At 36.9% G+C, this 24,400-nt stretch carries 18 protein-coding genes; 9 read left to right on the top strand and 9 right to left on the bottom strand.

What is annotated here, in order from left to right; all coding sequences use genetic code 11:
• The first annotated feature begins 181 nt into the window (after positions 1–181).
• Positions 182–406 (top strand): hypothetical protein, encoded by a 225-nt coding sequence (locus L0668_RS19755; RefSeq protein ID WP_235314456.1) that lies wholly within the window; start codon positions 182–184, stop codon positions 404–406.
• Between the two features lie 98 nt (positions 407–504).
• Here the strand turns inward: L0668_RS19755 and L0668_RS19750 are convergent, their stop codons facing one another.
• The 3 genes from L0668_RS19750 to L0668_RS19740 form a co-directional block, all read right to left on the bottom strand.
• Positions 505–666 carry a hypothetical protein gene (locus L0668_RS19750; protein WP_235314455.1) on the bottom strand — a complete coding sequence of 54 codons (162 nt, stop codon included), beginning with the start codon at positions 664–666 and terminating at the stop codon, positions 505–507.
• A gap of 299 nt (positions 667–965) precedes the next feature.
• Positions 966–5,465 (bottom strand): EAL domain-containing protein, encoded by a 4,500-nt coding sequence (locus L0668_RS19745; protein WP_235314454.1) that lies wholly within the window; start codon positions 5,463–5,465, stop codon positions 966–968.
• Positions 5,466–5,646: 181 nt separating this feature from the next.
• Entirely contained in the window at positions 5,647–8,418 is a 2,772-nt protein-coding gene (locus tag L0668_RS19740; protein WP_235314453.1) for an insulinase family protein, read from the bottom strand.
• 128 nt (positions 8,419–8,546) lie between these two features.
• On the opposite strand from L0668_RS19740, the gene sixA reads away from it, so the two are divergent.
• Positions 8,547–9,023, top strand: coding sequence for a phosphohistidine phosphatase SixA (sixA, locus tag L0668_RS19735; protein ID WP_235314452.1), 477 nt, complete (start codon positions 8,547–8,549; stop codon positions 9,021–9,023).
• Between the two features lie 85 nt (positions 9,024–9,108).
• Positions 9,109–9,294, top strand: a complete 186-nt coding sequence (locus tag L0668_RS19730) for a hypothetical protein (RefSeq protein ID WP_235314451.1) — start codon at positions 9,109–9,111, stop codon at positions 9,292–9,294.
• A 25-nt stretch (positions 9,295–9,319) separates the two neighbouring features.
• Here L0668_RS19730 and L0668_RS19725 read toward each other — a convergent pair whose 3' ends face one another.
• Complete coding sequence (locus tag L0668_RS19725) at positions 9,320–10,621, bottom strand: HlyC/CorC family transporter (RefSeq protein ID WP_235314450.1); 1,302 nt, start codon at positions 10,619–10,621, stop codon at positions 9,320–9,322.
• A 57-nt stretch (positions 10,622–10,678) separates the two neighbouring features.
• On the bottom strand, positions 10,679–11,470 hold the full coding sequence (locus L0668_RS19720) for a cytochrome C assembly family protein (RefSeq protein WP_235314449.1): 792 nt from the start codon (positions 11,468–11,470) through the stop codon (positions 10,679–10,681).
• Between the two features lie 277 nt (positions 11,471–11,747).
• Between L0668_RS19720 and ffh the strand changes: the two genes are divergently transcribed.
• The 3 genes from ffh to moeB are packed head-to-tail and all read left to right on the top strand — an operon-like array spanning position 11,748 to position 16,206.
• The gene (gene ffh, locus L0668_RS19715; protein ID WP_235314448.1) at positions 11,748–13,133 is read left to right on the top strand and encodes a signal recognition particle protein; all 1,386 of its coding nucleotides are present in this window, start codon (positions 11,748–11,750) and stop codon (positions 13,131–13,133) included.
• Positions 13,134–13,165: 32 nt separating this feature from the next.
• Positions 13,166–15,424, top strand: coding sequence for an EAL domain-containing protein (locus L0668_RS19710; RefSeq protein WP_235314447.1), 2,259 nt, complete (start codon positions 13,166–13,168; stop codon positions 15,422–15,424).
• 14 nt (positions 15,425–15,438) lie between these two features.
• A complete protein-coding gene (gene moeB / locus L0668_RS19705; RefSeq protein WP_235314446.1) occupies positions 15,439–16,206 on the top strand; it encodes a molybdopterin-synthase adenylyltransferase MoeB in 768 nt (255 codons plus the stop codon).
• A 148-nt stretch (positions 16,207–16,354) separates the two neighbouring features.
• Here the strand turns inward: moeB and L0668_RS19700 are convergent, their stop codons facing one another.
• On the bottom strand, positions 16,355–17,101 hold the full coding sequence (locus tag L0668_RS19700) for a FadR/GntR family transcriptional regulator (RefSeq protein ID WP_235314445.1): 747 nt from the start codon (positions 17,099–17,101) through the stop codon (positions 16,355–16,357).
• Positions 17,102–17,457: 356 nt separating this feature from the next.
• Here L0668_RS19700 and L0668_RS19695 point away from each other — a divergent pair, with 356 nt between their 5' ends.
• The 3 genes from L0668_RS19695 (at position 17,458) to fbaA (ending at position 22,001) form a co-directional block, all read left to right on the top strand.
• Positions 17,458–19,125 (top strand): glycoside hydrolase family 88 protein, encoded by a 1,668-nt coding sequence (locus L0668_RS19695; RefSeq protein ID WP_235314444.1) that lies wholly within the window; start codon positions 17,458–17,460, stop codon positions 19,123–19,125.
• Between the two features lie 167 nt (positions 19,126–19,292).
• Positions 19,293–20,726 (top strand): glucuronate isomerase, encoded by a 1,434-nt coding sequence (gene uxaC / locus L0668_RS19690; protein ID WP_235314443.1) that lies wholly within the window; start codon positions 19,293–19,295, stop codon positions 20,724–20,726.
• 189 nt (positions 20,727–20,915) lie between these two features.
• A complete protein-coding gene (gene fbaA / locus L0668_RS19685) occupies positions 20,916–22,001 on the top strand; it encodes a class II fructose-bisphosphate aldolase (protein WP_235314442.1) in 1,086 nt (361 codons plus the stop codon).
• 304 nt (positions 22,002–22,305) lie between these two features.
• Here the strand turns inward: fbaA and L0668_RS19680 are convergent, their stop codons facing one another.
• The 3 genes from L0668_RS19680 to L0668_RS19670 form a co-directional block, all read right to left on the bottom strand.
• Positions 22,306–22,611 (bottom strand): putative signal transducing protein, encoded by a 306-nt coding sequence (locus L0668_RS19680; RefSeq protein WP_235314441.1) that lies wholly within the window; start codon positions 22,609–22,611, stop codon positions 22,306–22,308.
• 91 nt (positions 22,612–22,702) lie between these two features.
• Positions 22,703–24,022 (bottom strand): type II toxin-antitoxin system HipA family toxin, encoded by a 1,320-nt coding sequence (locus L0668_RS19675; protein WP_235314440.1) that lies wholly within the window; start codon positions 24,020–24,022, stop codon positions 22,703–22,705.
• A complete protein-coding gene (locus L0668_RS19670) occupies positions 24,016–24,351 on the bottom strand; it encodes a helix-turn-helix domain-containing protein (protein WP_235314439.1) in 336 nt (111 codons plus the stop codon). The genes L0668_RS19675 and L0668_RS19670 overlap by 7 nt, the downstream gene beginning before the upstream one ends.
• Between the last annotated feature and the right edge of the window lie 49 nt (positions 24,352–24,400).

Raw genomic sequence — 24,400 nt, 5'->3', positions numbered from 1 at the left:
CTTTTATTAAAGGATGGCATTATTTTCTATTAAAGAATAATCTGATATACCTAGCTGGTTCAATTAATACTTGAACCAGCTTTTTTTTGCTTGGTTATTTAGTAAAATAGACAGCATAAACTACCGATTGGTTGTTATGGCGTAACGTATTTTTAATTACGAAAGTACAAAGGTTACTAGGGTGTTAAAATTAATCGGCAAGGGTGTGAATATGTTGTTTGTGTTAGCTTCGATAGTGTTTAGTGTGGTGTATTACATTCAGTCTTATAAAACAGGATTGACTGCTAAGAAATGGGCTGCTGCGGGACTGGTTTTTGGACCGTTTATCTATCCATTATTTAAATCTAGACAAAGAGTGAAATTGTTAAAGTCTAGAGGCATTGAAAGCGTATTGTTTCAAGTATAAGAATATACTTGGCTACTCGTCCTTTTGAGGATAAAAAGAGGTTCCCTCTCTTTTGATGTCAAATTATCTCTGCTGTGAAAGCGTCGATGTTGTTGTCTTTAAAACCTGATACTACCTTTTCTAACACTACTTTTAGTTGTAGCTACAGTTTTAGTTGAAGTTGCTTGGCTTTTGGTAGGTGCCTGAACACTTTCTTCCGCTTTAGCTGCTACTGGAGTGGTTGTGGCTAATACCATTGCTACTGCATAAGCTTTTAACATCGTTTACTTTCCTCGGTTATTTAATTATTGACGTTTAAGTTTGCCGACATTTTTATGTCGGTCAGTATAGGTATAGCTTAATACGTGCCAACTTTATTAATTCAATCATTTTGTCATCCATATTTCATGAATATGTCATACAAAGCAGGTTAAAAAATCACTCGTGTTCAGTTTTTTGGGGGAGAATGCAATCTCGCAAATATCTGCTATACGTTAAGTAACACGAGACGTTGCAATACATTCCTAATTGGGTAGGTATTTGCCGCTAAGCGGCAAATTTTGTCGTAAAAGTGGTTAACTTAAGCCTTCACGCTTTGAATTATTTTACGTAATTGGTCATTTTCTTTCAGTAAAGCTTCAAATCTAAGGGTATTTAAAGGTTTACTATATAAGTAACCTTGTAACATCTCACATTTGAAACGACGTAAAATTGACAACTGATCTTCATCTTCCACACCTTCTGCTACCACTTTTAAACCTAGGTTGTGGGCTATCGTGATAATAGATTGAGTCATGTATCTATCTTCCGATGCCTTGGCTATATCATCTATAAAAGCTTTATCAATCTTTAGCGTATTGATAGGGAAACGCTTTAAATAGGCAAGGGAAGAGTAACCCGTGCCAAAATCATCTAATGCTAAGTGAATACCTCGCTCTCTTAAACGTTGCATCATTGTCAGTGCACTTTCTGGATTTTGCATGAGAGTGCCTTCGGTAATTTCACATTCTAAATGTAATGGTGAAAGCCCAACTTGTTGCAATATGTTCATGATCCTGTCGTCAAGATCGGGTATTTCAAACTGTCTGGCAGATATGTTGACGGCAACACGGCCTGTAAATAGCCCCGCATCGACCCATTTTTTAGTTTCTTGGCAGGCTTTTCTTAACACTACTTCACCAATGTCAATTATTTGACCTGTTTCTTCGGCCAGGGGAATAAATTGTGCTGGGCTGACAAGGCCTTTTTCGGGATGTTCATAACGCACTAAAGCTTCCATACTCACTAGTTTGCCGCTAGCAATATCTACTTTAGGTTGGTAAAAGACTGTAAATAGATCCTCTTTAAGGCCATGCCTAATTAAGTTTTCAATTTGTAACTGTCTAACAGCATTTTGGTTCATTTCACCACTGAAAAATTGGTACTTATTACCTCCAGCATTTTTGGCAAAGTACATGGCTGTATCGGCGTTTTTAAGTAACTCTTGGGGCGAAATACCATCTTCAGGGTAAAACACTATGCCTAGACTCGCACCTAATACAAATTCTTGTTTATTGATAATAAATGGGCGAGCCATAACATCTAAAATGGCCTGAGCAAAATGGGTGATTTTGTGTATGTCAGTGGTGTTGTCTATTAATATACTAAATTCATCGCCACCTAAGCGATAACAGGTAGCTGTTGTACCGGCTAACTTTTGTAAACGATTAGCAATTTGTTTAATGAGTAGGTCGCCGGTCTGATGCCCTAAAGAGTCGTTTATCTTTTTAAAGTTATCCATGTCTAAACAAATTAGCGCATGTGGGGTGTTTCGACGCACTATATTTGCATGGTTAGCCAAGAAGAACGAACGGTTAGGTAACTCAGTTAATGGGTCAGTGTTAGACAGTTTAAGTAGTTCTTTTTCTGTACCTTTGCGGGCTGTAATATCAGAAAACACCCCCACATAATGGCTTATTTTTCCATCTTCGTCAGTGATGGCATCTATATTCAGTTCCATTTCATATTTTTCACCACACACCCGACGAGATTCTACCTCACCATTCCAATTTCCTTTTTGTTTTAAGGCTTTTTTCACTTCCTCGGTAAATGCGCCCGGATACTGGTGAAAACTTAAATAACTGGCTAAAGCTTGTTCGCGGGTTTCCCCTGTGTATTTGCAATAAGAATTATTTACCGAGATATATTTGAAGTCTGTGTTAGTGATAAACACTCCGTCGGATATAGTTTCGATTGAGCGTTTAAATAGTTTCAATTGTTCTTCAGCTACCTTTAAGTGGCTAATGTTTTTAAGAGTTCCGGTCATACGTTGTGCTTGATTATTATTGTCTCTAGCAACAACTTTCCCCCTATCCAGCACCCACAACCAATCACCCTTATAAGTCTTGGCTCTATAGGTCACTTCATAATGCTCAGACTTATCTTTTATATGGGCATTCAGAGATTCTTGCACCCTTTGGATGTCATTTGGGTGAATGTTAGCTTCATATGAACTATTGACCCGGATGTCATCCTGAGGGAAGTCTAATGTCCCCCAAGTATTTGACCGAAATACTTGCCCTTGATATATATCCCAATCCCATAATTCATCGCCACTACTCCACAAGGTAAGTTTAAGACGCTCTTCATTTTCTTGGATAGATTGTTGAATTGCATTACGTCTTCTAGCTTCTTTTATAATATATAAAAATATAAGTATGCTAATGATGCCATATATTATCAGCGCATTTTTTTGCAGCCAAAAGGGCGGTGCAATATTAATTTTTAGTTTTCTACTTTCAGACCATTGAGATAATGGCGTTTTACTTTGAACTAAAAGTTCGTATTGACCGAAATCCAAATAAGAGAAATGTGCGTATCTAGGCGATTCAGATACTGTCTCAATCCATTTGTCTGACAAACCATTTAATTTGTAACGGTAGCTTACGGCTTTAGGAGAGATTGGATTCACTTGCGCAAACTTAAAACTCAATATGTTTGAGTCATAAGGTAGATTTAATTCACTCACCGTGTGTATAGGTTGTTTAAGTGGACTTAAATTGGAATGAATCGATGTGGGTAATCCGAAAAGCCTGAGTTGAGTAATAATAGGTGGTTGGACGTTTGTATTGTTCGTAAGTCCTTGCAATTGAGCTTTAACTGATAATTGATTTGGATCAAATATCAAGAATCCATTGGTACCGCCGAAGTATATTTTTTCATTATTGGTAAGTAACCCAACTCCTTCATTTAATTCATTATAATTAAACATTTCTGGCTGTATATTTTGCAGTACTTCATTTGTTTTTATGGAAACTTCATCAATGCCACTAGTAAAGGTTAACCATAGGCTGTCTTTATATATTATTGAACTTAATACTTGGTTGCTACTCAGACCATTTTCAATATTTAATTCAAAAAGGACTTTATAAGTATTTTTGTCAATTTTTAAAACCCCATGAATTAAAGACGATAACCAAAATGCGTCTTTAGTTTCTATAACACTATTGAAATAGTTTAAATTGTTGTCCGTTATATCTAAGATTAAATGACTTATGTTTTGAGTCACAACGTTAAAATGTAATATGCCAACATTGGTATCAAACCAAAGGTTTTGATTGCTATCTAAAAAAAGTGGATTGACTGAGTTGGTATTTGGATTAGATAGGGTAATTGACTCTATTGTGAAATCACTAGTATTAATCCATTTAATCTTGTTTTCGTTAGATGGGAGCCAAATCTTACCATTAATAAAACTGACTTTTTGTACGCTTTGGTCATGTAATAAGCTTTGTACTAACTCAAGTTCATCACCATTAAATTTATATACAAAAATGCCGCCATTACTAGCTATCCAAATTCTTTGAATATCGTCTATTGTAATGGACCAAATATGGTGTTTAAAGTCTGTCAAGTATCGTTTGAATGATTTAGTTTTGGGATCAAACATATTGATACCGTCAGTTTGGGTTGCTAGCCAAATATTACCATTAACATCTTCTTTTACTCCCCATATTAAGTTTCCCGATAAAGAGTTCTCATTTTTAGCAGAATGGTTGAATAATTTAATTTTGCTATTGTTTGGGTTGTGTTTGTATGCCCCTCCCGAATAGGTACCTAACCATATAGAATTATTTGAATCTACAAATAACTTAAAGAAATGACTACTATTTAAACCGAAATCTATATTGTTTTGCTCATTGTAGGTAACTAAAGTATTTTTATTAGCATCAAGAATACTGATACCTGTGCTCGTTCCTAGCCAAATATTATTGCCACCATCTTGAATAATACTACGTACTTCTTGGCCTACTATGGCGGGGGAGCTACTTGTATTTAATGAGATTGTCTCAGCAGCTATTATGTTGACAACATAGGCACCTTGTTCTGTGCCAATCCAGTATTCATTATTAATTTGTTTTATTTCGTAAATGTAATTAGCTGGAATTTGCACTTCCCACTTGTTTTCCTTTTTTAAGTCGTGGAGTGTATTTGAAACGTGGTCTAATAAAAATAAGCCTTGGCTTAAACTGCCTATCCAAGTTTTGTCTTGTTCGCTGAAGATGACTTTGACTTCATTAGGGAGTTTTTCACCGTTTACAATAAAAGGTAAAAAGTTGTTTGACTGTCTATCATATAAATACAAATCTTCATCAGTAGCGACTAACAATTCACCATTGCGATCAATGGCGAGAGTGTATATTTCATTGCTTTTTAAAGTGCTATTGGTTTTATCATAAATGCTAAAGTTATCTTGTAATGTATTGTATTTAGCTAAACCATTAACTGTAGCAACCCACAGGTTCCCTTGAGTATCGATTTGTAATTTTTTAATAAACCCAGCGGGCAGAGCGTTGTTGGTTTTTTCTGATGGTACGTAGTTTTTAAACTCATAGCCGTCAAATCGGCTTAAACCTTCAAAAGTGGAAAACCAGATAAAACCGTCTTTGTCTTCGACAATGTCAGTGACTGTGTTTTGGATTAAATTATGTGATTTGTTGTAATTAACAAAAGCGTTATTGGCAGCAAGTAGCGGATTTAGAATTCCAATACCCAACAGAAAAAGAAACAATATTTGATTGATTAAACTACGAATATTCACGTTACACCTATGGTAGAAATCTACCCTATTTTTATTATTATTAATTTGTAGCGTATCCGTATCGCTAGTAACTAAATATGCCTAATTTGAGGCTGCGCTACAAGTGGTAATGTAAGAAAAGTCGTACAAAATAGCTAAAAACGGTAGGTTTGCCGGAAAAACATGCAAGTCTCAATTTTGTTTAAAGATATCCTATTGTTTTTTTGAATATTTTGGGATCAAGTATGGGGGCAAAATTATTAATTTGGGATTGTGTTGATAATGGTCCGCAGTGCAGAATAATTTCACCAAAGCCTTGCTTGGTTATTAGTTTTTCGAAGAAGCTTACTAAGTCGCTTAATTCCAGCTTTTCAATTGTTTGAAACATTTTTTGTGAATTCGAAAAGTCAAAATCGTTATTACTAATAGCCATCCATAATCTCTGAGCTTTCATACTTAAATTTGTGTCTTTTTCTGAAAGCTGCTTAATAACACCTTTTTTAATGGATTGCCAAATACTCGAATATTCCAATAGGTTGTTGCTGAAGTTTTGCATAAATTGATGAATAGCTTGGATCAACTGCTCAACTGATGCGTGAGGTGATTGAATATAAAATGCTAAACCCGGATGTTGATTGTAGGGAATATAACCGCTTCCAACTAAATAGCCTAATTGTTGTTCTGTACGTAAAGTATGAAAGAACGGCCCAGCTACGATTTGTTCAGCTATGATGGTTAATGCAGTATTAAGAATACTTGCATCTGGTGATTGAAAATAGATAACCACTGCAGAGTCAGTATGTTGGCTATCAACCTGGTGAATATATGTATTGTCTTGGCGAATATCAGCTACGCCTCTTTTAGTTTTACCAGCAACTTTATAGTTAGCCCTAAAAGATTTAATGACAGAGGATATCTGATCCGCTTCGTCTGATGTCCAGTCTCCATACATCAAACCTTTTAAGTGAAATTGATTTAATAACTGTTTTTTAGTTTGATATATAATTTCTGGTGTAACACTTTGCGTAGTATTAACCATATCTAAAGGTAAATAATTATTTTGTTGCATTAATACTGCGAGTCGTGAAAACAAGCTATTTATCGGTTTATTTAATAATTTATTGGATAAAGCTAATAATTGGCGGTTTTTTACTTGCTCAAAACTGTGAATAAAATCTTCGTGTTCGACTATTTGAGTGAGAAGTTTAGTGTAGAAGGTTAGTTGATTTTGACTAAAGCCATTGGTTTGTAATGAAAATCCACCTTGATGCGGATAAAAATGAAAATACATACCTGCTAAATTCGCTTGATAATATCTTTGGTTTAATTTTTCATTTAATAGTGCAATCCAAAGACGTTTTGCTGCGACAACTTCAATGCCTTGTGTTACGGCTGGACAATCGAAAGATAAAAAACAGTCACCTTTAGGTTGAGAAAATTTATTGTCTTGCCCATACCAAATTTGTAATCCAGCTTGGTTAATAAGTTGAATAGGTGTGTCGTATTCCTGGTTGATAGGTTTAGCTATTTGTTTTTGGGGTAAGAATGGGTTGGGCTTAGATAAGTTTAATGTAGTTAAGTTAAGTTCCTCTCGGCTCTCTTGATTAAGATAAGCTTGAAGAATTGGATTAGTTAACTTCTCTACCGCGTAAGGAGTATTATACCAATTAGCAATTTTATTGGTTTTTACTTTAGGCCAGATAGCTTTTATGCGCATATTTGTAGGCACAAAATAGTCCAATAAACCTAGCGCTAATTCAGCATTGACTTGATCTAAAATGTGCTCGCCAGCTAATAGAAACTCCGCAGGGTATTCGAACATAGCTTGGCTTAAGTGGAGCGTTTCATCTATGCTTTTTGTCGCATCTGAAAAATCCCACATTAGTTGATTAATTGTGGCAACTTCCTCTATTCGCCAGTTCTCGATACCGTTATTTTTAATCAGGGATATAAATGCAAATAGAACTTGGATCAGCGTATCAGTTTTTTCTATGCCTAAGCTTGTAAGCTGAATGTTAATATTGAAGTCTTTAAAGTTACTGCCTTCAATGCCACCGCCTGCATTTAAATTTGTTGCCCAGCCCTGTTGTTTATAAAAATACAATAAACTGCCTTCACCCTCGTCACCCAATAAGTGGCTTAAAATTGTCAAAGGTTTACTTCTAAAGTGCTGTTTTTGGCTGGGCAGGGCAAAAGTAATTATGAGACGCTGTGTGTGAATAATTGGTTCGATGTTAACTTTAATGGCTAAGTTATCAGGCTGATAGAGACTCGGTAATTCAAGAGTGTTGTGTGTGTTGTTAGTTTGCCATGTAGCAAAACTTTGTGTTACTTGCTGTTCAATAACCAATAAATCTTCAGAGCTGATAACACACATACACGCCTGTTGTGGTTGGTAGTTTTTCCGATGAAGGTTTATTAACTTTGTACGTAATTCTGAACTAGAAAATGTCTCAAATATCTCTTTGTTACCCACAGAAAATCGACTAAAAGGATGATTGGGGTTACAGGTTTCTTTATGAACCTGGTAAAGGCGACGTAAATCATCTCTAACTTTTGCCTGAAATTCAGCGTCAATGACTTGAATTTCATTTTTCAATAATTGTTCATCAAATATGGGCTTGATCAGCATAGTACTGAAAAGTTTGAGGCATTTGGCCAGATAATCATCTGGGAAGTCTAGAAAATAACTGGTGTACTCAGTACCAGTTTGGGCATTTATACTGCCCCCTATTGATTCTAGAAAACTTGAAACGTGATTCGCAGTCGGGTTGTTATGATCACCTAAAAATAACATATGTTCTAATAAATGACTTAATCCTGGGCTGTTTTTGTCATCATTAAAATGTCCTGAATTAATGGTAATAGAAGCAGCACTTTTTTCGCAATCTGTATCTTGAACTAAAAATACACGTAATCCATTATCCAGAGTTGTGTATTTAAATTGACGATGATCATGCTCACTTTTACGCAAAACTTAAACTCCTTGCTAACAACCTTAGTTACGAAATACCCACTAGCATAAACTAATTTTAAGATGTTAAGGATTTTTCATCTAATTATTTGCTATATTGTTGTTACCAATAAAAACTCGCCAAATATATGAAATTAATTATCATGCGTCATGGAGAAGCTGAAACATACGGGCCTTTAGACAGCGCCAGATGTTTAACTCCAAATGGTATTAAACAAGCTCAAATTGCTAGCACTTGGTTACGTCAATATTTAGGCAAAGACAAGTCCATTGATTTGGCTATGGTGAGCCCTTTTGTTCGCGCAGAACAAACCTATGTAGAGCTTCTTAAAGAAATATCTTGTAAGCAAAAAATAGTATCGGAGGATATAATTCCTAGTGGAAACTACCAGTTAACCCATGATTATATCGACAGTTTAATTACTCCAGCAGATACGCAAAACTATGTATTGTTGGTTAGTCATATGCCTTTTATAAGTTACTTTGTAGAAGAGGTGACTATTAATAAGTGTGCTATGTTATTCGATACCTCTAGTATTGTGGTGATTGATTACGATTTGTCTGAATCGGCTGGGCTGTTGGAATGTGTTTACCATCCTAATTAGTTGTTATGCCGAATGGCATTAAGTATTTTTTAACTTTTCAGCGATTTAGCTTTAGAAAAGGTGGTACTCGGCCGATAGACATAATATGACGACTAAAAGTTTACCAGCCTATTTGCAACAGGTATTAAAACACCATGTTGATGAATCTCAACTGACTCATGACGACGAGCTTCAGGGAATTATAGATCGTCTTAGTAATTTGAATGAAAAAGTAGAATCATTAAAGAAAAAAATTAAAGTGAATCGACAAAATAAAGAACAAGAACAGTAAATAATTGTTGTACTGATTTTGGTTTTTATTCAGTTTGCTCTAACTCTGCCGAGCGAAAATATTCTGGTAAGACCCTCACTTTTTTAACCATATTATCTTTCATTTCGATAATTTCTATCGGATAACCTGCTAAACGTATACTGATATTCGCTTCAGGAATTTCCTCAAGGTATTCTAAAATTAAGCCGTTTAAAGTTTTTGGTCCCTCAGTAGGGAATTGCCAATCTAGTTCTTTGTTGAGCTCTCTGATGTTTGCACTGCCGTCGATGAGTACACTTCCATCAGTTTGCATATCGGCTTCTTTACTATGGTCTGGCAAGAAACTGGTAGTAAAGTCGCCTATAATTTCTTCTAAAATATCTTCTAGGGTAACTAAACCTTGGATATCACCATATTCATCCACCACTAAACCTATTCGTTCTTTAGCGGCTTGAAACTTATACATTAAGGTATGTAGAGGAGTCGATTCGGGGGTGTAATATATTTCACGTACCGCCCTTAAGAGTGACGATTTGGTGAATTGATCTTTAGATAATAATCTGAGAGCGTCTCGTACATGTACAAAACCCACTGCATCATCAATGCTATCTCGAAAAAGCAACACTCGAGTATGTTGAGAGTTGACGAGTTGTTTTTGAATATCCTTCCAGTCGTCATTAATATCAATTGATACTATGTCACTGCGAGGCACCATAATGTCTTCAGCCGTAACTTTTTCTAAATCTAGAATACCTACCAACATGTCTTGGTGTTTTTGTGGAATGAGCGCACCGGCTTCATGTACTACGGTTCTTAACTCTTCTCGGCTTAAGTTTTTACCATCATCGTTGATTGGACTAATTCTAAATAATGCCAATAATCCGTTACAAATACCATTGACTAAAAATACAAATGGATACAGCACAAACATCAAAGGTAATAAGATGAAGGAACTGGGAAATGAGATTTTTTCTGGATATAAAGCCGCTAAGGTTTTGGGGGTGACTTCGGCAAAAATGAGTACCACTAAAGTTAAAGAAAAGGTGGTAATGGCAGTGGCCACACCGAGTCCTAAGTGGCCAAATAAACGCATGCAAATAATGGTAGCGATGGAAGATGCTGCAATATTTACCAAATTATTGCCAATTAGGATCAAGCCAATTAATCGGTCTGGGCGTTGTAGAAGTTTTTGTACTCTAATCGCCCCTTTGTGACCTTCATTCTCAAGATGTTTTAGGCGATATCTATTGATTGACATCATGCCTGTTTCAGAGCTAGAAAAGTAAGCGGAGAGTAAAATTAAAACACCCAGTATAATGAATAAACTACTGGTGGTGATGCTGTCCAACTGGGCAAATCCTTTATAAAAAGTGAAGTTGCACTTTAAGTGCTATTGCTTATGTATTCAAGAGTTAAGTAACACTTCTCGCACAAAACGACTACCAAAATAAGCTAGGGTCAATAATACGCTGCCAATTATGGTAGACATGATCACAGGTTTTCCCCTCCAGCCGAATTTTGCATGGCCCAAAACGATAGTGGCATAAATAGCCCAAGCTATTAAAGACAACACAGTTTTGTGAGCTTGCTCTTTGGTAAACATATCATCTAAAAATACAAAACCACTTATTAGCGATAGAGTAAGTAAGGCCGTTCCGATTAATAATAATTTAAATAAAATATGTTCAACAGCCATAAGTGGGGGCAAAGATGAATGTAACATGGAGGCGTTTTTTTCTTTTAATCTTAAGTTGATATAAAACAATTGCAAAGCATACAAAAATGCAATGCCTAAACACGCATAGGCGAATAGAGCCAAACTGACGTGAATAATTAAGCTGGGTTGCACACTCATTTGAATGACATGTGCACTGGGCATGGTTTGGCTTAACATAACTAATATGGCAGTAAATCCATATACCACAGGTAACAAAATAGTATTAGGTACCTTAAACGAAGCACATAACATAGTAATACTGATTATCCAACCAATGAGAGAGGCCACATTGAGCATACTCATATTTTGCCCAGGTTCAATTAATATGGTGGATTTTAATATAAAGGTATGTAAAACAATGGCCGTGGTAGCAGTGGCTAAGGCCAGTATTTTGTTATGACCTTGTTCGCGGAACATGCCTGTCACCACTAAACCAGACGTCACTAAATAGAACGCAAAACAAATATACACTAACAACATGTATTAGCCTTTAAATTTAAGATGAGTTATAGGTCTAAAGAATCGCATTTGAGCAAAGTGTTTTCGTAAAATAGCCATGTCCGTATATTTGTAATAGTTGATATCAAAGCTAAAACTATCATTATTTTTGCGTACATGACATAGCGCGGGCTGATAAAGCTTAAACAATTTAGTTTACAAAGATGCACTGATATCAAAAGCTTATGTTATTAGCCATTCTTATCTGCGTTTACATTCGATATAATGATATTAATGACAATTGTAGGTGAAAAAGCAGATGTTCGAAAATCTCACAGAACGATTAAGTAAAACGCTAAAAGATATCAGTGGCCGCGGTCGATTAACCGAAGATAATATTAAAGATACCTTACGCGAAGTAAGAATGGCTCTACTAGAAGCTGACGTGGCTTTGCCTGTGGTTCGGGAATTTATTAGTCAAGTAAAAAACAGGGCCGTGGGCACTGAAGTCAGTAAAAGTTTAAATCCAGGGCAAGTATTCATAAAAATTGTCCAATCTGAACTCGAATCTGTCATGGGGCAGGTGAATGAGTCGTTAGATTTAAGCGCTCAACCTCCGGCCGTAGTTCTAATGGCGGGTCTGCAAGGTGCCGGTAAAACCACCAGTGTGGGTAAATTAGCCGCCTTATTAAAACAGCGAGACAAGAAAAAAGTATTAGTGGTGAGTGCAGACGTATATCGCCCTGCAGCAATCAAACAACTTGAAACACTTGCAAGTGAAGTGGATGTAGGTTTTTATCCATCCTCAATTGAACAAAAACCAATTGATATCGTGACCGGTGCAATCGAGTTCGCCAAAAAACAATTCTTTGATGTGTTATTAGTGGATACCGCTGGTCGTTTGCATGTAGACGGCGACATGATGGAAGAAATTCAAGCTTTGCATAAAGCCATTACTCCTGTCGAAACGTTATTCGTGGTTGACGCCATGACAGGACAAGATGCAGCCAATACCGCTAAAGCTTTTAATGAAGCCCTACCTCTTACTGGTGTTATTTTAACTAAAGCTGACGGTGATGCTCGTGGTGGTGCCGCTTTATCGGTGAGACACATTACCGGTAAACCGATTAAATTTTTGGGTATGGGTGAAAAACTAGACGCGTTAGAACCCTTCCACCCTGAACGAGTGGCTTCTCGGATATTAGGCATGGGTGATGTGCTTAGTTTAATCGAAGAAGTAGAACGCAAAGTAGACAAAGAAAAAGCGCAAAAACTGGCTAAGAAAGTTCAAAAAGGTAAAGGATTCGATTTACAGGACTTTAAGGAGCAGTTAGAGCAAATGCGTAACATGGGGGGCATGATGTCACTTATGGATAAAATGCCGGGTATGGGCAATATGTCCGCGCAAGTAAAAGATAAAGCGAACGATAAATCCTTTAATCAAATGGAAGCCATTATTAACTCTATGACCGCAGTAGAAAGAGCTAAACCAGAAGTAATTAAAGGCAGCAGAAAACGTCGGATTGCAGCGGGTTCTGGCACCCAAATTCAAGACGTAAACCGTATGTTGAAACAGTTTACTCAGATGCAAAAAATGATGAAAAAAATGTCAGGCGGAGGCATGAAGAAAATGATGCGTAACATGAAAGGTATGATGCCTCCAGGAGGTCCTGGTGGGATGGGTGGTATGTTTCCACCTAGATAAATAATATTCATGTTTTTTAAGAGGTCAACTAAATGACCAATAAACCATCACACTCCTACATCAATATTATTTTTGTGGTTATATTGCTGTTAGGCGTGGTGATCAGTGGGTTTATTTACCACACAGGTAATCAAATCGCGGATAACACCAAAGGCTTGCTCACTCAAAAATTACCCACTTACGATTTACTCCGTGAATTTAACAATAATTTGACAGAGCAAGAACGGTTTCTATATGAGTTTTATGCTACAGAAGATGAAGATAAGTTCATTAATGGTTATTTGAATACCAAACAGCAAGCTCAAAAAGAGTTAGTCGAATTGTTGGAGGTGTTTGGTGACGTTCCTCCTATAGTGACAACTAAAAATAGATACGAAGAATTTAATAAGTTAACTGATCTTTTTATTCAAAATATCCGCTCTGATAATACTGATTGGAACATGGCTCGTGAACACCTAAGCCAATTAAGTGAGGTTAGATTAGCGGTTATTCCACAAATTCAGCAACTGATTGAATTGACCAAAGATAATGTAAAAAAGTCTGAAAATTACATTGTTCGAGATTTGGGTACAGTTAACTTTTTTGTGATTTTTTATGCACTAGCCACCCTTTTTATTGTGTATAGCGTGGTTAAGGCATGGAAAGCCTATCTAGTTAGTTCGGCCGCTAACGAACGATTATCTTTATTCCCTAAACGAAATCCGAATCCTGTTATTAGTTTAGATGCAAAAAATACAGTGACGTTTTGTAACCCAGCTAGTGATCGTGTACTTAAACAACTTGGAAAACCTATAGGGCAAGCGGAGTTTTTACTCGCGCCTAATATTGAATCATATCAACAGGTTATTCTAGATGACGAAAACATCGATTCATTGCTATTTGAATATGCGATTGATGACTTTTATTTTCAGTGCGAAATTCATTGGTTGGCAGATCAACTGCAATGGGATGTGCATTTAAATGACATTACTGCGCGTAAAAAGGTTGAAAAAGAATTGGAGTACCGCGCTAGCCATGATCCTGATACAGGCCTTAAAAAACGTTATGAATTAGAAAGAACGGTAAAGGAACTTAGTGCCAATCAGGTGCGATTTTCGTTAGGTCTAATTGAGCTGCGCTCGTACGGACAACTCGTTTCCAGTAGTGGCTTAACTACGGCCTCGCATGTTGTTAAAGAAGTAGGGATCTCGATCCAAGACATTATTAGCAAGTTAGGTGATGGAACTTGTGAGGCTTACCGAATTGGTGAAAAAAGTTTTGCACTGATTAGTACTTATTATTTAAAGAAAGGGCAAATAGACTCTTTAGTTGCGCAAATAGAGCAAAAAATTAGCTACCAAGAGTTTCATCATCAATATCAAGTGAAATTAGATTTTGGATTTTCTTGTTATCCTGAGCACGGTCAGAATTACACTCAATTACATATTAATTCAATGGCTGCTCTAGATAAATCAGCTCGTAGCGATGATAAGAGTTACGCGGTATTTGATCTTGAGTTAGGCGCTAAATTAGCTCACGAACAAAAGTTGGTGAATGATCTAAAGTTAGCTCTCGTTTCTGAAGAGTTTGAATTATATTTTCAGCCCCAGTTGTCTCTTCAAAGCCAAAAAGTAATTGGTGCAGAAGTATTAATACGTTGGTTTAGAGATGGTAATTGGGTCTCTCCGGCTGAGTTTATTCCTTTAGCAGAATCTGCAGGCTTGATTGTTGAACTTGGGGATTGGATTTTACGCACTGCCTGCGAAAAAGCTCAGCACCTAATTTCTCACGGATTTAATGATTTAGTGGTGGCTGTCAATATTTCTCCTGTGCAGTTTGCGCGCCCAGACTTTTTAAATAATGTTACCGAAGTGCTTGAAATAACGGGGTTACCAGCTCAAAACTTAGAATTAGAAATTACTGAGGGAGTGATTATTTATAATGAAGTGGAGACTTTAGAAACCCTCAAAGCTTTGAAGGATTTAGGCGTTAAATTAGCAATTGATGATTTTGGTACCGGTTACTCTTCACTTAGTTATTTGAAAAAGTTTAATATTGATAAACTGAAAATTGACCAATCTTTTGTCGGTCACATCGCATCTGATTCAGCAGACAAATCTATTGTAAAAGCCATAATTGAACTAGGCCGAAATCTGCAATTGACACTGATTGCTGAAGGCGTTGAAGAACTAGAACAATTAACAGTGTTGCAGGACATGGGGTGTGATGAAATTCAGGGATATTATTTTAGTCGCCCATTAGCAGAACAAGATTTTATTCAATTTATGCAAAACTATCACGTTAAGCCTTGATGACCAGCAGCTAGATGAGCAATATATTGAACAAAAAAACGTTAACCACTCAACAAGCTATGCGTTATAGTCGCCAGATATTATTACCTGGGTTCGATTTAGAAAAACAAGAAATCTTGTTAAATAGTAAAGTTTTAGTCATTGGGGTAGGGGGATTGGGTTGTGCTGCTGCTCAGTACTTAGTGGCAGCTGGCATTGGTGGTATAACTATAGTGGATGACGATAGCGTTGAGCTGTCTAACCTGCACAGGCAAGTGTTACACGGTGAGGCTGACTTAGGTGACACTAAATGCCAATCGGCCAAAAGAGCTTTGATGTTAATTAATCCAAATTGTAAAATTAACTGTGTAGAAAAACGTTTAGATCACCAAGAACTCTGCTCACAGGCACTGCAACATCAAATTATTCTAGATTGTAGCGATAATTTAGCCACTAGAAATATACTCAATCAAGTATCCATTAGTCAAAAAGTACCCTTAGTTTCAGGTGCTGCGATCCGTATGGAAGGTCAAATTTGCACTTTTATTCCTCACCCCGATAACGCTTGTTATGAGTGTTTAAGTGAGTTGTTTGTTGAACAGAATTTATCGTGTGTAGAAGCCGGTGTGATGTCGCCATTAGTGGGAGTGATTGGGGCTATGCAAGCATTAGAAGCAATTAAAGTCTTAACCGGATTTGGTGAACCTTTAGCGAATAAATTAATGTTGTTTGACGCTTCAAGTATGAATTGGCAAACATTTAAAATTGCTAAGAACCCTGATTGTAATACATGCAAGATATGATTTGTCTTAGCTCAGACTTCATATAACTAAGATTAAATCAAACAACCTCTTTTACCCACAGGTATTGTTAGGGAAAGGAACAGTAGGTTTGCCTCGAAACCTACTATAAAACTTTGAATTGCATCAGATTAAAAAATCTAATAATCAATCATTGCTCTTGATTGATATTAAAAGATTCCTCAATTTGGCTATGCCTCTTAATACTGTTACCTAAGTGAGCCTTGATAGAAGCTCTGGCTAAATCACTATCTTGAGATTCAATAGCTCGGCAAATTTGTCTGTGTTCTTCTTGAATGACTGCCAATAACTTGTCACTGCCAAAACCATTTTCATAGTTTGTAATCATCTCTCTTGCGGGAATAACACCTGAGCCAATATAATCTATAAAACGTCTAAAGTACGGGTTGCCAGAAGCATCAGCTATGGCTTTATGAAATGCGAAATCCTCAGCTATAGAATCCTCACCTTGAGAGATTTTATTTTCCATATTTAACATGCAGTTAGTAATGTTTTGCATTTGATCATCAGAACGTTTTACCGCAGCCATAGCGCCCATCTCTACTTCAACTGACATACGTAGTTCAAGTATTTGAATGGCGTTATGAATAGATTCAAATTCAGCTTTAGTAATCTGAAATGATTGAGTATTTTTCTTTGACGTAACAAAAACGCCTACACCTTGTTTACTATCAACTAATCCCTCTGCTTTTAATTGAGCAATAGCTTCTCGAACAACACTGCGGCTGACACCAGATTGTTGTTCTATTATCTTTGAGGATGGAAGTTTATCACCAGTCTTAAAATTACCTTTTAGGATTTCTGCCCTAAGGGATTCAACCAATTCAGTTGTAAGACCACCTGATTTTTGTACTCGAGCAAGTTGAAAAGTTGCCATGATGGGTAAGTTGTTCCTAAGCATTTTGTACAGGTCAGCATATCAAATTGATAACTAGAAAACCATAATGACTAAACTGAATTTTGCTAAACTTGTTTCAATATCACTTATGAGACATCATATTACTAGTCATATCTCGATATGACGATTAAAATGGGAAAGCATAAGCTACTTAAAAAACTGCTTAATATAAGTTTAGGTCTATCATATTTTTGAGGTTTAAGAGTCATAGCTTATATTGGGATGTCTTTGTATATTTAGTTCTTTAAAAGTTAACCAATATTATATAATATTATGTTTGGTCAGGCCAATTTGGCAAATAATCTAAAAGCGAGTACTAAAAAATGAAACTGTACATGAGTTCATTATTATTTATATGTTTGATGGGATGCGGAGAGCAAGCAAATAAACCACAAGAAACCTCAAGTATTGATGTTTCGAATGCCCACACAAATTCAAAACAGTCAGCGCCTAAAACGGATTTTGATACTGAACAAGCAAAAAGTAATCTGGTGTTTATAAAAGACCAATATTTGAAAATGATTGATGTGGTGGATAGTAACCAGCAATTAAAATGGGCAGATACCTGTCTACAAATCGACTCTGTATGTTTTCCTCGGGCACTTGAACATGATCAAATCTATATGGAAAAGTTAACCAAGTGGACGAACGGATTTTACCCCGGCGTATTTTGGAAAATACTGTCAGTTACAGATCAAATTGACGGATTTAGCCAAGAGCAGCAAACTAAGATGTTTGACAAAGCTACATTTTATCAGGCTGCTTTACTATCTGAAACGAAGCGCGGAACCACCCATGATTTAGGCTTTTTATTATATGACTCTTTTGGTGAAGCTTTGCATTATGCCAATTTACCAAAAGATACTCGTGCCTTATATGAACAAGCGTTACAAACTGGTCGCGATACCTTAGCAACACGTTATGATCCTAGTTATGGATTAATAAAATCTTGGGATTGGAAACCACTTTCTCTTATTAATTATGAAGAAAACGGTACTGTATTGGCGAATAAAGTGCCAGTGGCTAATCCTTGGGAATTCCCCGTTATTGTTGATAACATGATGAACTTAGAGTTTATGTTTGAAAGCTCAGAACAAGCTCATCGCGAATTAGCATTTTCCCATGCTAAGCAGACGTTAAAGAATCATTACTTTTATACTTCTGATGACACTGAACAGGCGTTTCCAATCGCTTATCATGTTTACGAATATGGCAGTCAAAGACCTGGGAATTGGCAAGGTTTAGGCAATGTATCAGCTTGGGCTCGTGGACAAGGCTGGTCACTATATGGTTTTGTTAACGTAATAGAAGCCTTGAAAAAACAAGCTCCCGAAATGCAAGTTCCTGACTTTGAACGCCATGTTGAACGTCTAGTCGACTCTGTTGTGTATTTGTTGGATGGGGAAGCTGTTCCTCATTGGGATTACTTCGCTACTCAAGAAAACGCAGCGGTTATTGCTGCGGATCAGTCAAAAGATACTTATCGTTTTTCTAGGATATTAGATTTATGTGACTTTTTAATTGAGGATGATATTTTACCATACGTTGGATATAGCCCAATTACAGTGGACAAAGAGATTTATAGTGAATCAGCTCTAGCCTTCATGCAGGGCAAAAAATCAGCCTATGGACAAGCGTTAATTCAAGGTGATAGTGTGCTGCCGTGTGGTGCGTCTGCGTATAAGAATTTAGGTCATAAAATACCTAAAGACACCTCCGCCGCTGCATTATATGCCTCTGCATTGTATCGTTTAGCTATTCACACTGATAAAGCTGAACTAAAGCAAACTGTGGTTCAGTTAGCTGACAAGATTATGGCGGCATTGAGTCAAGATTACTTAACCTCCAAACATAAAAATAAAGATTATGATCTTGGTTTTGTATTGACTGAAGCGACAGGTAACTTACCTAATGCGAGTGAAATCAATACTTCAATTGTTTATGCAGACTTTTACTTTATCGAAGCAAACATATTAAAGATCCAATTGAGTACGACTGAGTAAATATTCTTATCCCATAGTGTTTAAACTTTTATATTGGTAAGTGGCCTTACCAATTTTAAAGTGGGAAAATGGTAGCGCCTTTCGGCGCTGTCAAATGAGCATGATCACAATCACAATGTGTGATTTAGATTTTGAATTTTTTTATTAACAAAAAGTAGGTAATTATTGTGGCTGAGACGCTTTCATTGCACCCGGATCGCTTATTTAGTTCAGATCCCATACAAAGAGATATAGCAGGTCGTCTATATGCAAAAATTAAAGATTTACCTATCGTAAGTCCTCATGGGCATACCGATCCATCTTGGTTTGCTGATAACGAAAACTTTTCCAATGCAACCGAGTTGTTAGTGCAACCTGATCATTATTTACTCAGAATGTTGTTTAGTTTTGGTATCCCTTTACAAGCATTAGGGTTTAAAAACCGAGATCTAACAAAAGGCGATACAGGTATACCGGTTGAAACTGATCCTAAGGTGATTTGGCGTACGTTTGCTAGCCACTATTATTTGTTTCAGGGTACACCTACCAATATTTGGTTAGATTATGTGTTTGTGAATGTGTTTGGCATGAAAGAAGTTTTGTGTGCAGAAAATGCAGATACTTATTACGAAACGATAACAGCAGCGTTACAGACGCCATCGTTTAAACCCCAAGCACTTTTTGAGCGTTTTAATATTGAAGTAATAGCGACAACCGAAGGTGCCCTTGATGATTTACGACATCACAAAAAGATTAAACAAAGTGATTGGAATGGTCGCGTCATTACTGCTTTTCGTCCGGATAATGTCACCGATCCAGAGTTTGAAGGTTTTGAAGAAAACCTTATTAAACTAGCTGAAGTTACTAATATCAATATCGATACCTTTGCTGGTTACTTAGCCAGTTTACAAAACAGACGTTATTACTTTAAAGAAATGGGCGCCACATCAACTGATCATGGCCACGCGACTGCCCGTACTTTAGATTTATCAGATGATGAAAAAGAAGCCTTATATCAAACCATTCGTTCAACAAACTTTAGCGCAGAAGACGCTGATCGTTTCCGAGCGCAAATGTTGACCGAAATGGCGGCTATGAGTATTGAAGATGGGCTAGTGATGCAGATCCATCCGGGGGTTTATCGTAATCATAATCAATCTTTATTCGAGCAATTTGGTCGAGACAAAGGAGCGGATATCCCTGTTGCCACTGAGTATGTCAATAACTTACGACCTTTACTCAATAAATATGGTTCACATCCTAAATTTAAAGTGATTGTGTTTACTTTAGATGAAACAAATTACACCAGAGAATTAGCGCCACTTGCTGGACATTACCCTGCATTAAAATTAGGTCCTGCGTGGTGGTTTCATGACAGCCCAGAAGGAATGCGTCGATATCGACAACAAGTGACAGAAACCGCTGGTTTTTATAATACAGTGGGCTTTAATGATGACACTAGGGCATTTTTGTCTATTCCTGCTCGTCATGATGTAGCTAGGCGAATGGATTGTGCATTTTTAGCAGAATTAGTTTCTGATCATAGGCTTAGTGAAAAGCAGGCTGAAAAAATAGCTTATGACCTAACCTATAGTCTTGCGAAAGACGCGTACGATTTATAATGTAACCCGTTAATTTATAATTTATGAAACTTAGCTAGTAAACAGTTAACAATACTGTTAATTGAGTTATTAAATATCGTTTTTTGTTCGGTGTAGTGTTAAGTTTTAATAGGTATCATAACTAAATACTAGACTTAACATGTTTAGTCCTGAATCTGTTATCTGAAAATTACTGTTATGGGAGTTATAATGACTAACTTAGTCGATTTGGTACCTGCTGGTGTAGTAAGTGGAAAAGATTTGGAAACTTTATATCGCGTAGCTCGTGAAAATAAGTTTGCTTATCCAGGTGTGAATGTAGTGAGTACAAACTCGGTTAATGCTGCATTAGAGGCAGCTTATAAGATCCAGTCTCCAATAATCATTCAACTTTCTTATAGTGGCTCTGCATTTTTCTGTGGTAAAGGCGCGCCTTTATCTGGCCATGAGCCAGCAATTGTTGGTGCTATAGCCGCCGCGCATTATATTCACAATGTTGCTAAACATTATAATATTCCGGTTATTTTACATACTGACCATGCTGCTAAAAAGTTATTACCTTGGATTGATGGATTAATAGCTGAAAGTGAAGAGCTTTTTGCTCGAACGGGTAAACCTCTATTTAGTTCACATATGTTAGATTTATCTGAAGAGCCGCTAGAAGAAAACATCGCCACTTGTAAAGAGTATCTCACTAGATTGGCTAAATTAGATATGTCCATTGAAATAGAATTGGGCTGCACTGGTGGAGAAGAAGATGGTGTGGATAACACAGATATCGACAATGCCTTACTGTATACCCAACCAGAAGATGTAAGTTATGCTTATGAAGAGCTAAGCCAAGTTTGTGAAAAATTCACCATTGCCGCGTCGTTTGGTAATGTGCATGGTGTTTACAAGCCTGGAAACGTTAACTTAACGCCAGTTATTTTGAAAAATTCACAAGAGTTTGTATCTAAAAAGCATAACTTGCCTGACAACTCCTTAAACTTTGTGTTCCACGGTGGTTCGGGTTCAACACCAGCAGAAATTGAAGAAGGGATCAGTTACGGGGTGATCAAGATGAATATTGATACTGACACTCAATGGGCTAGTTGGAAAGGGGTATTGGATTACTACCAGGCTAATCAAGATTGTTTGCATACTCAAATTGGCAATAACTCTGATCCAGATGCGCCGAATAAAAAGTATTATGATCCTAGAGTTTGGTTACGAAAATTAGAAGAGTCCATGGCTGAGCGCCTCGTGCTTGCTTTCGAAGAGCTTAATTGTATAGAGCGTTATAAAACCCGTTAACAATTAAATAGTTATTAAGTAAAACTAGTTCTACCGAATTAGTTTTACTTGATTATAATTTTTATAGATTAACCCGAGTCTTGGATTAGAAATGTCGGAGATAGTAAATTTTATTATATATTTCAATGATATAAAAAATTCATCGGTGCTTAGTAGATGTGCTGTTAGGGTAAATCATGCTATTTTTGTTCATATCAAGGCACTCATTATGTTGTCTAGTCGCTCTAAACCCATGATGAGTAACGCAGAGAGGGGCAAAAATAGCTTGGTTGACAGGCGTTGCTTATCCGAGATTCGGGTTAGATTAAGCTGATAATTCAACTGCTTGTTGGCATTTCCAGCAAACTTCAAATGCAGCACCATTTTTTTCATGGCAAGCTGTACATTCCCAATCTTCAGCTGTTTGATCTTTGCTAATAGCGTCTAATAACTCAGTGGCTTTTGTTTCATCATGATCATCTTTTATCCATAGTTCCAAATGGACAAAGTTAGTATGACCACCTGTAGAGGCATGTTCATTTTTTAACACTGTTTCAATCCCAGCATTTTCAAGGGTATTCTGGGCATTACTTACTAACAAATTGTTGTTATGACTAAATACTAATTTCATAGGTACTCCTTTCCTTTTTAATGACTTCAATATCCCATAATAGACAAGATTAGTGGCTATATCGCTATATTTTTTGAACCTAAATTGAAGCTTATATTGTTAACCTTAAGTTTTGGTTTATCTCTTTGATTAAAGAGCTAGGTACAGCTTGCTCTTTAGCTAATTTTGGCCATTTTGATACGACTTCTTTGGTGTTATCTAAAATGTCGTTAATTGTTCTTTTGTTGAATAGTGGACTAATTTTTTTGAAACTGTAAAAGTCATCTCTGGTGAAATTGTCTTGTTTACCGTTTAAGGTCATCCAATGTTTACTTACCCAGTGGCTGTCTGGTTTATAGCTGTATGCCAAATCATAGGCTGGTGAAAGTTGCCATTTGTCTTGTTTATCTAACACAAAAGCAAAGTTTTTAGCGTGATCGTCGTGATTTCTGGCAATCACGTTAAATACCATACGTTTGAATATTTGTATGGCATCATCTGGCGATAAACCTAATTTTCGTGCTGTGCCAAATAATTCCGCATAGGAATAACTGCCAATTTTTTTGTAACTTACATGTTCAATACCGTTAAGGGTTTGCATATGTACTTTGTTATTACCAATACGGTCAAACCTTTGGGTAATGAAATGTCGACGCTTACCTTCGTTGAGCAGATGGCACGGCATCATATTAATTCCACATTTTTTGGCCATTAAATAATAGGTATATTCCATGGCGCCGTAACCTAAAGGATCACCAAAGGTTTCTTGATTTTTATTATGTTCACTCACGCCATCAAACTTCATTAAATAATGGGTAAAGCCACTAGGTGCATTAGTTTGTCCTGAGCGTACTTGGCTAAAGTCTTGGCTAAAGGCAAGTACGGCTTTGGGCCTTGCTCCGCCTGCGCTCATACCTACTGATAATAGCGATAGCATAGCTTGAGTATCTTGCTGGCCTTGGTTAGCTAGATTGACCTGAAATTCTGCCCGTTTATTTAATACATCTTGGGCTATGGCTACGAGTGACTCTACTTGGATTGATTGTGAGGCGTTAAGGTTTTTTCGGCGATAAGCTGGAGCGAAAGTTAATGCACCCATACCACGGGTTCCAGTGTATTGAAGTCGTTGCAAAGGGCTAATATCTGCTGTTGATTTACCTTGGCTTGCAATCCAAGCATTCATCACCGCATTACCAAAATCATCAGGTAACGAATCAGCAATTAGCCCAGGTAAACCCTTAAAGGTGTGGTGATCTAACTCTGAAAAAGAATAGATCTTGTCTGACAAAGGCATTTTTATGGGAGATAACTGAATGCCCGTTTTGACAAAACTTGGAAAGTATTCGAATGCGCCTAACTGTTTATCAGTATCATAACTTACAGCTCCCACGTCATGGTCTTGATATTTGACTGTTATGACTTCGGTTACCACGAGGGTTTATCCTCATTGACTTGATTAGCTTTTTTAGTGCCAGTGGCTCTTTGTCGTGTTTTACCTTGTAATTTGGCTAATTGAACTGGGGATATATCTTGTTTGGGTAAAAATGTATTTAGATGTTCTGTGAGATCTAAAGCGACCATTATCGCTACGAACGACTCCAAAGTGGATTTTCCTTTTTCACTATTGGTGACTGCTTTTAGTGATATTCCAGCTTCATTTGCCAACTCTTTTTGAGTGAGATCAGCATTAAGCCGAGCGAGTCGAATTCGGTCGCCTAATTCAGAGATAATAGTTTTGGTTGAGTCTAACTTTAAATTCATAATAACCCCTAAACGATGCTTTATGTAGCTTTTAGTTGTTTAGCATCCT

Origin of the sequence: Paraglaciecola algarum (genome assembly GCF_021532655.1) — a bacterium.
Classification (GTDB): Bacteria; Pseudomonadota; Gammaproteobacteria; order Enterobacterales; family Alteromonadaceae; genus Paraglaciecola; species Paraglaciecola algarum.
This window is presented reverse-complemented; position numbering and strand designations above follow the sequence as displayed.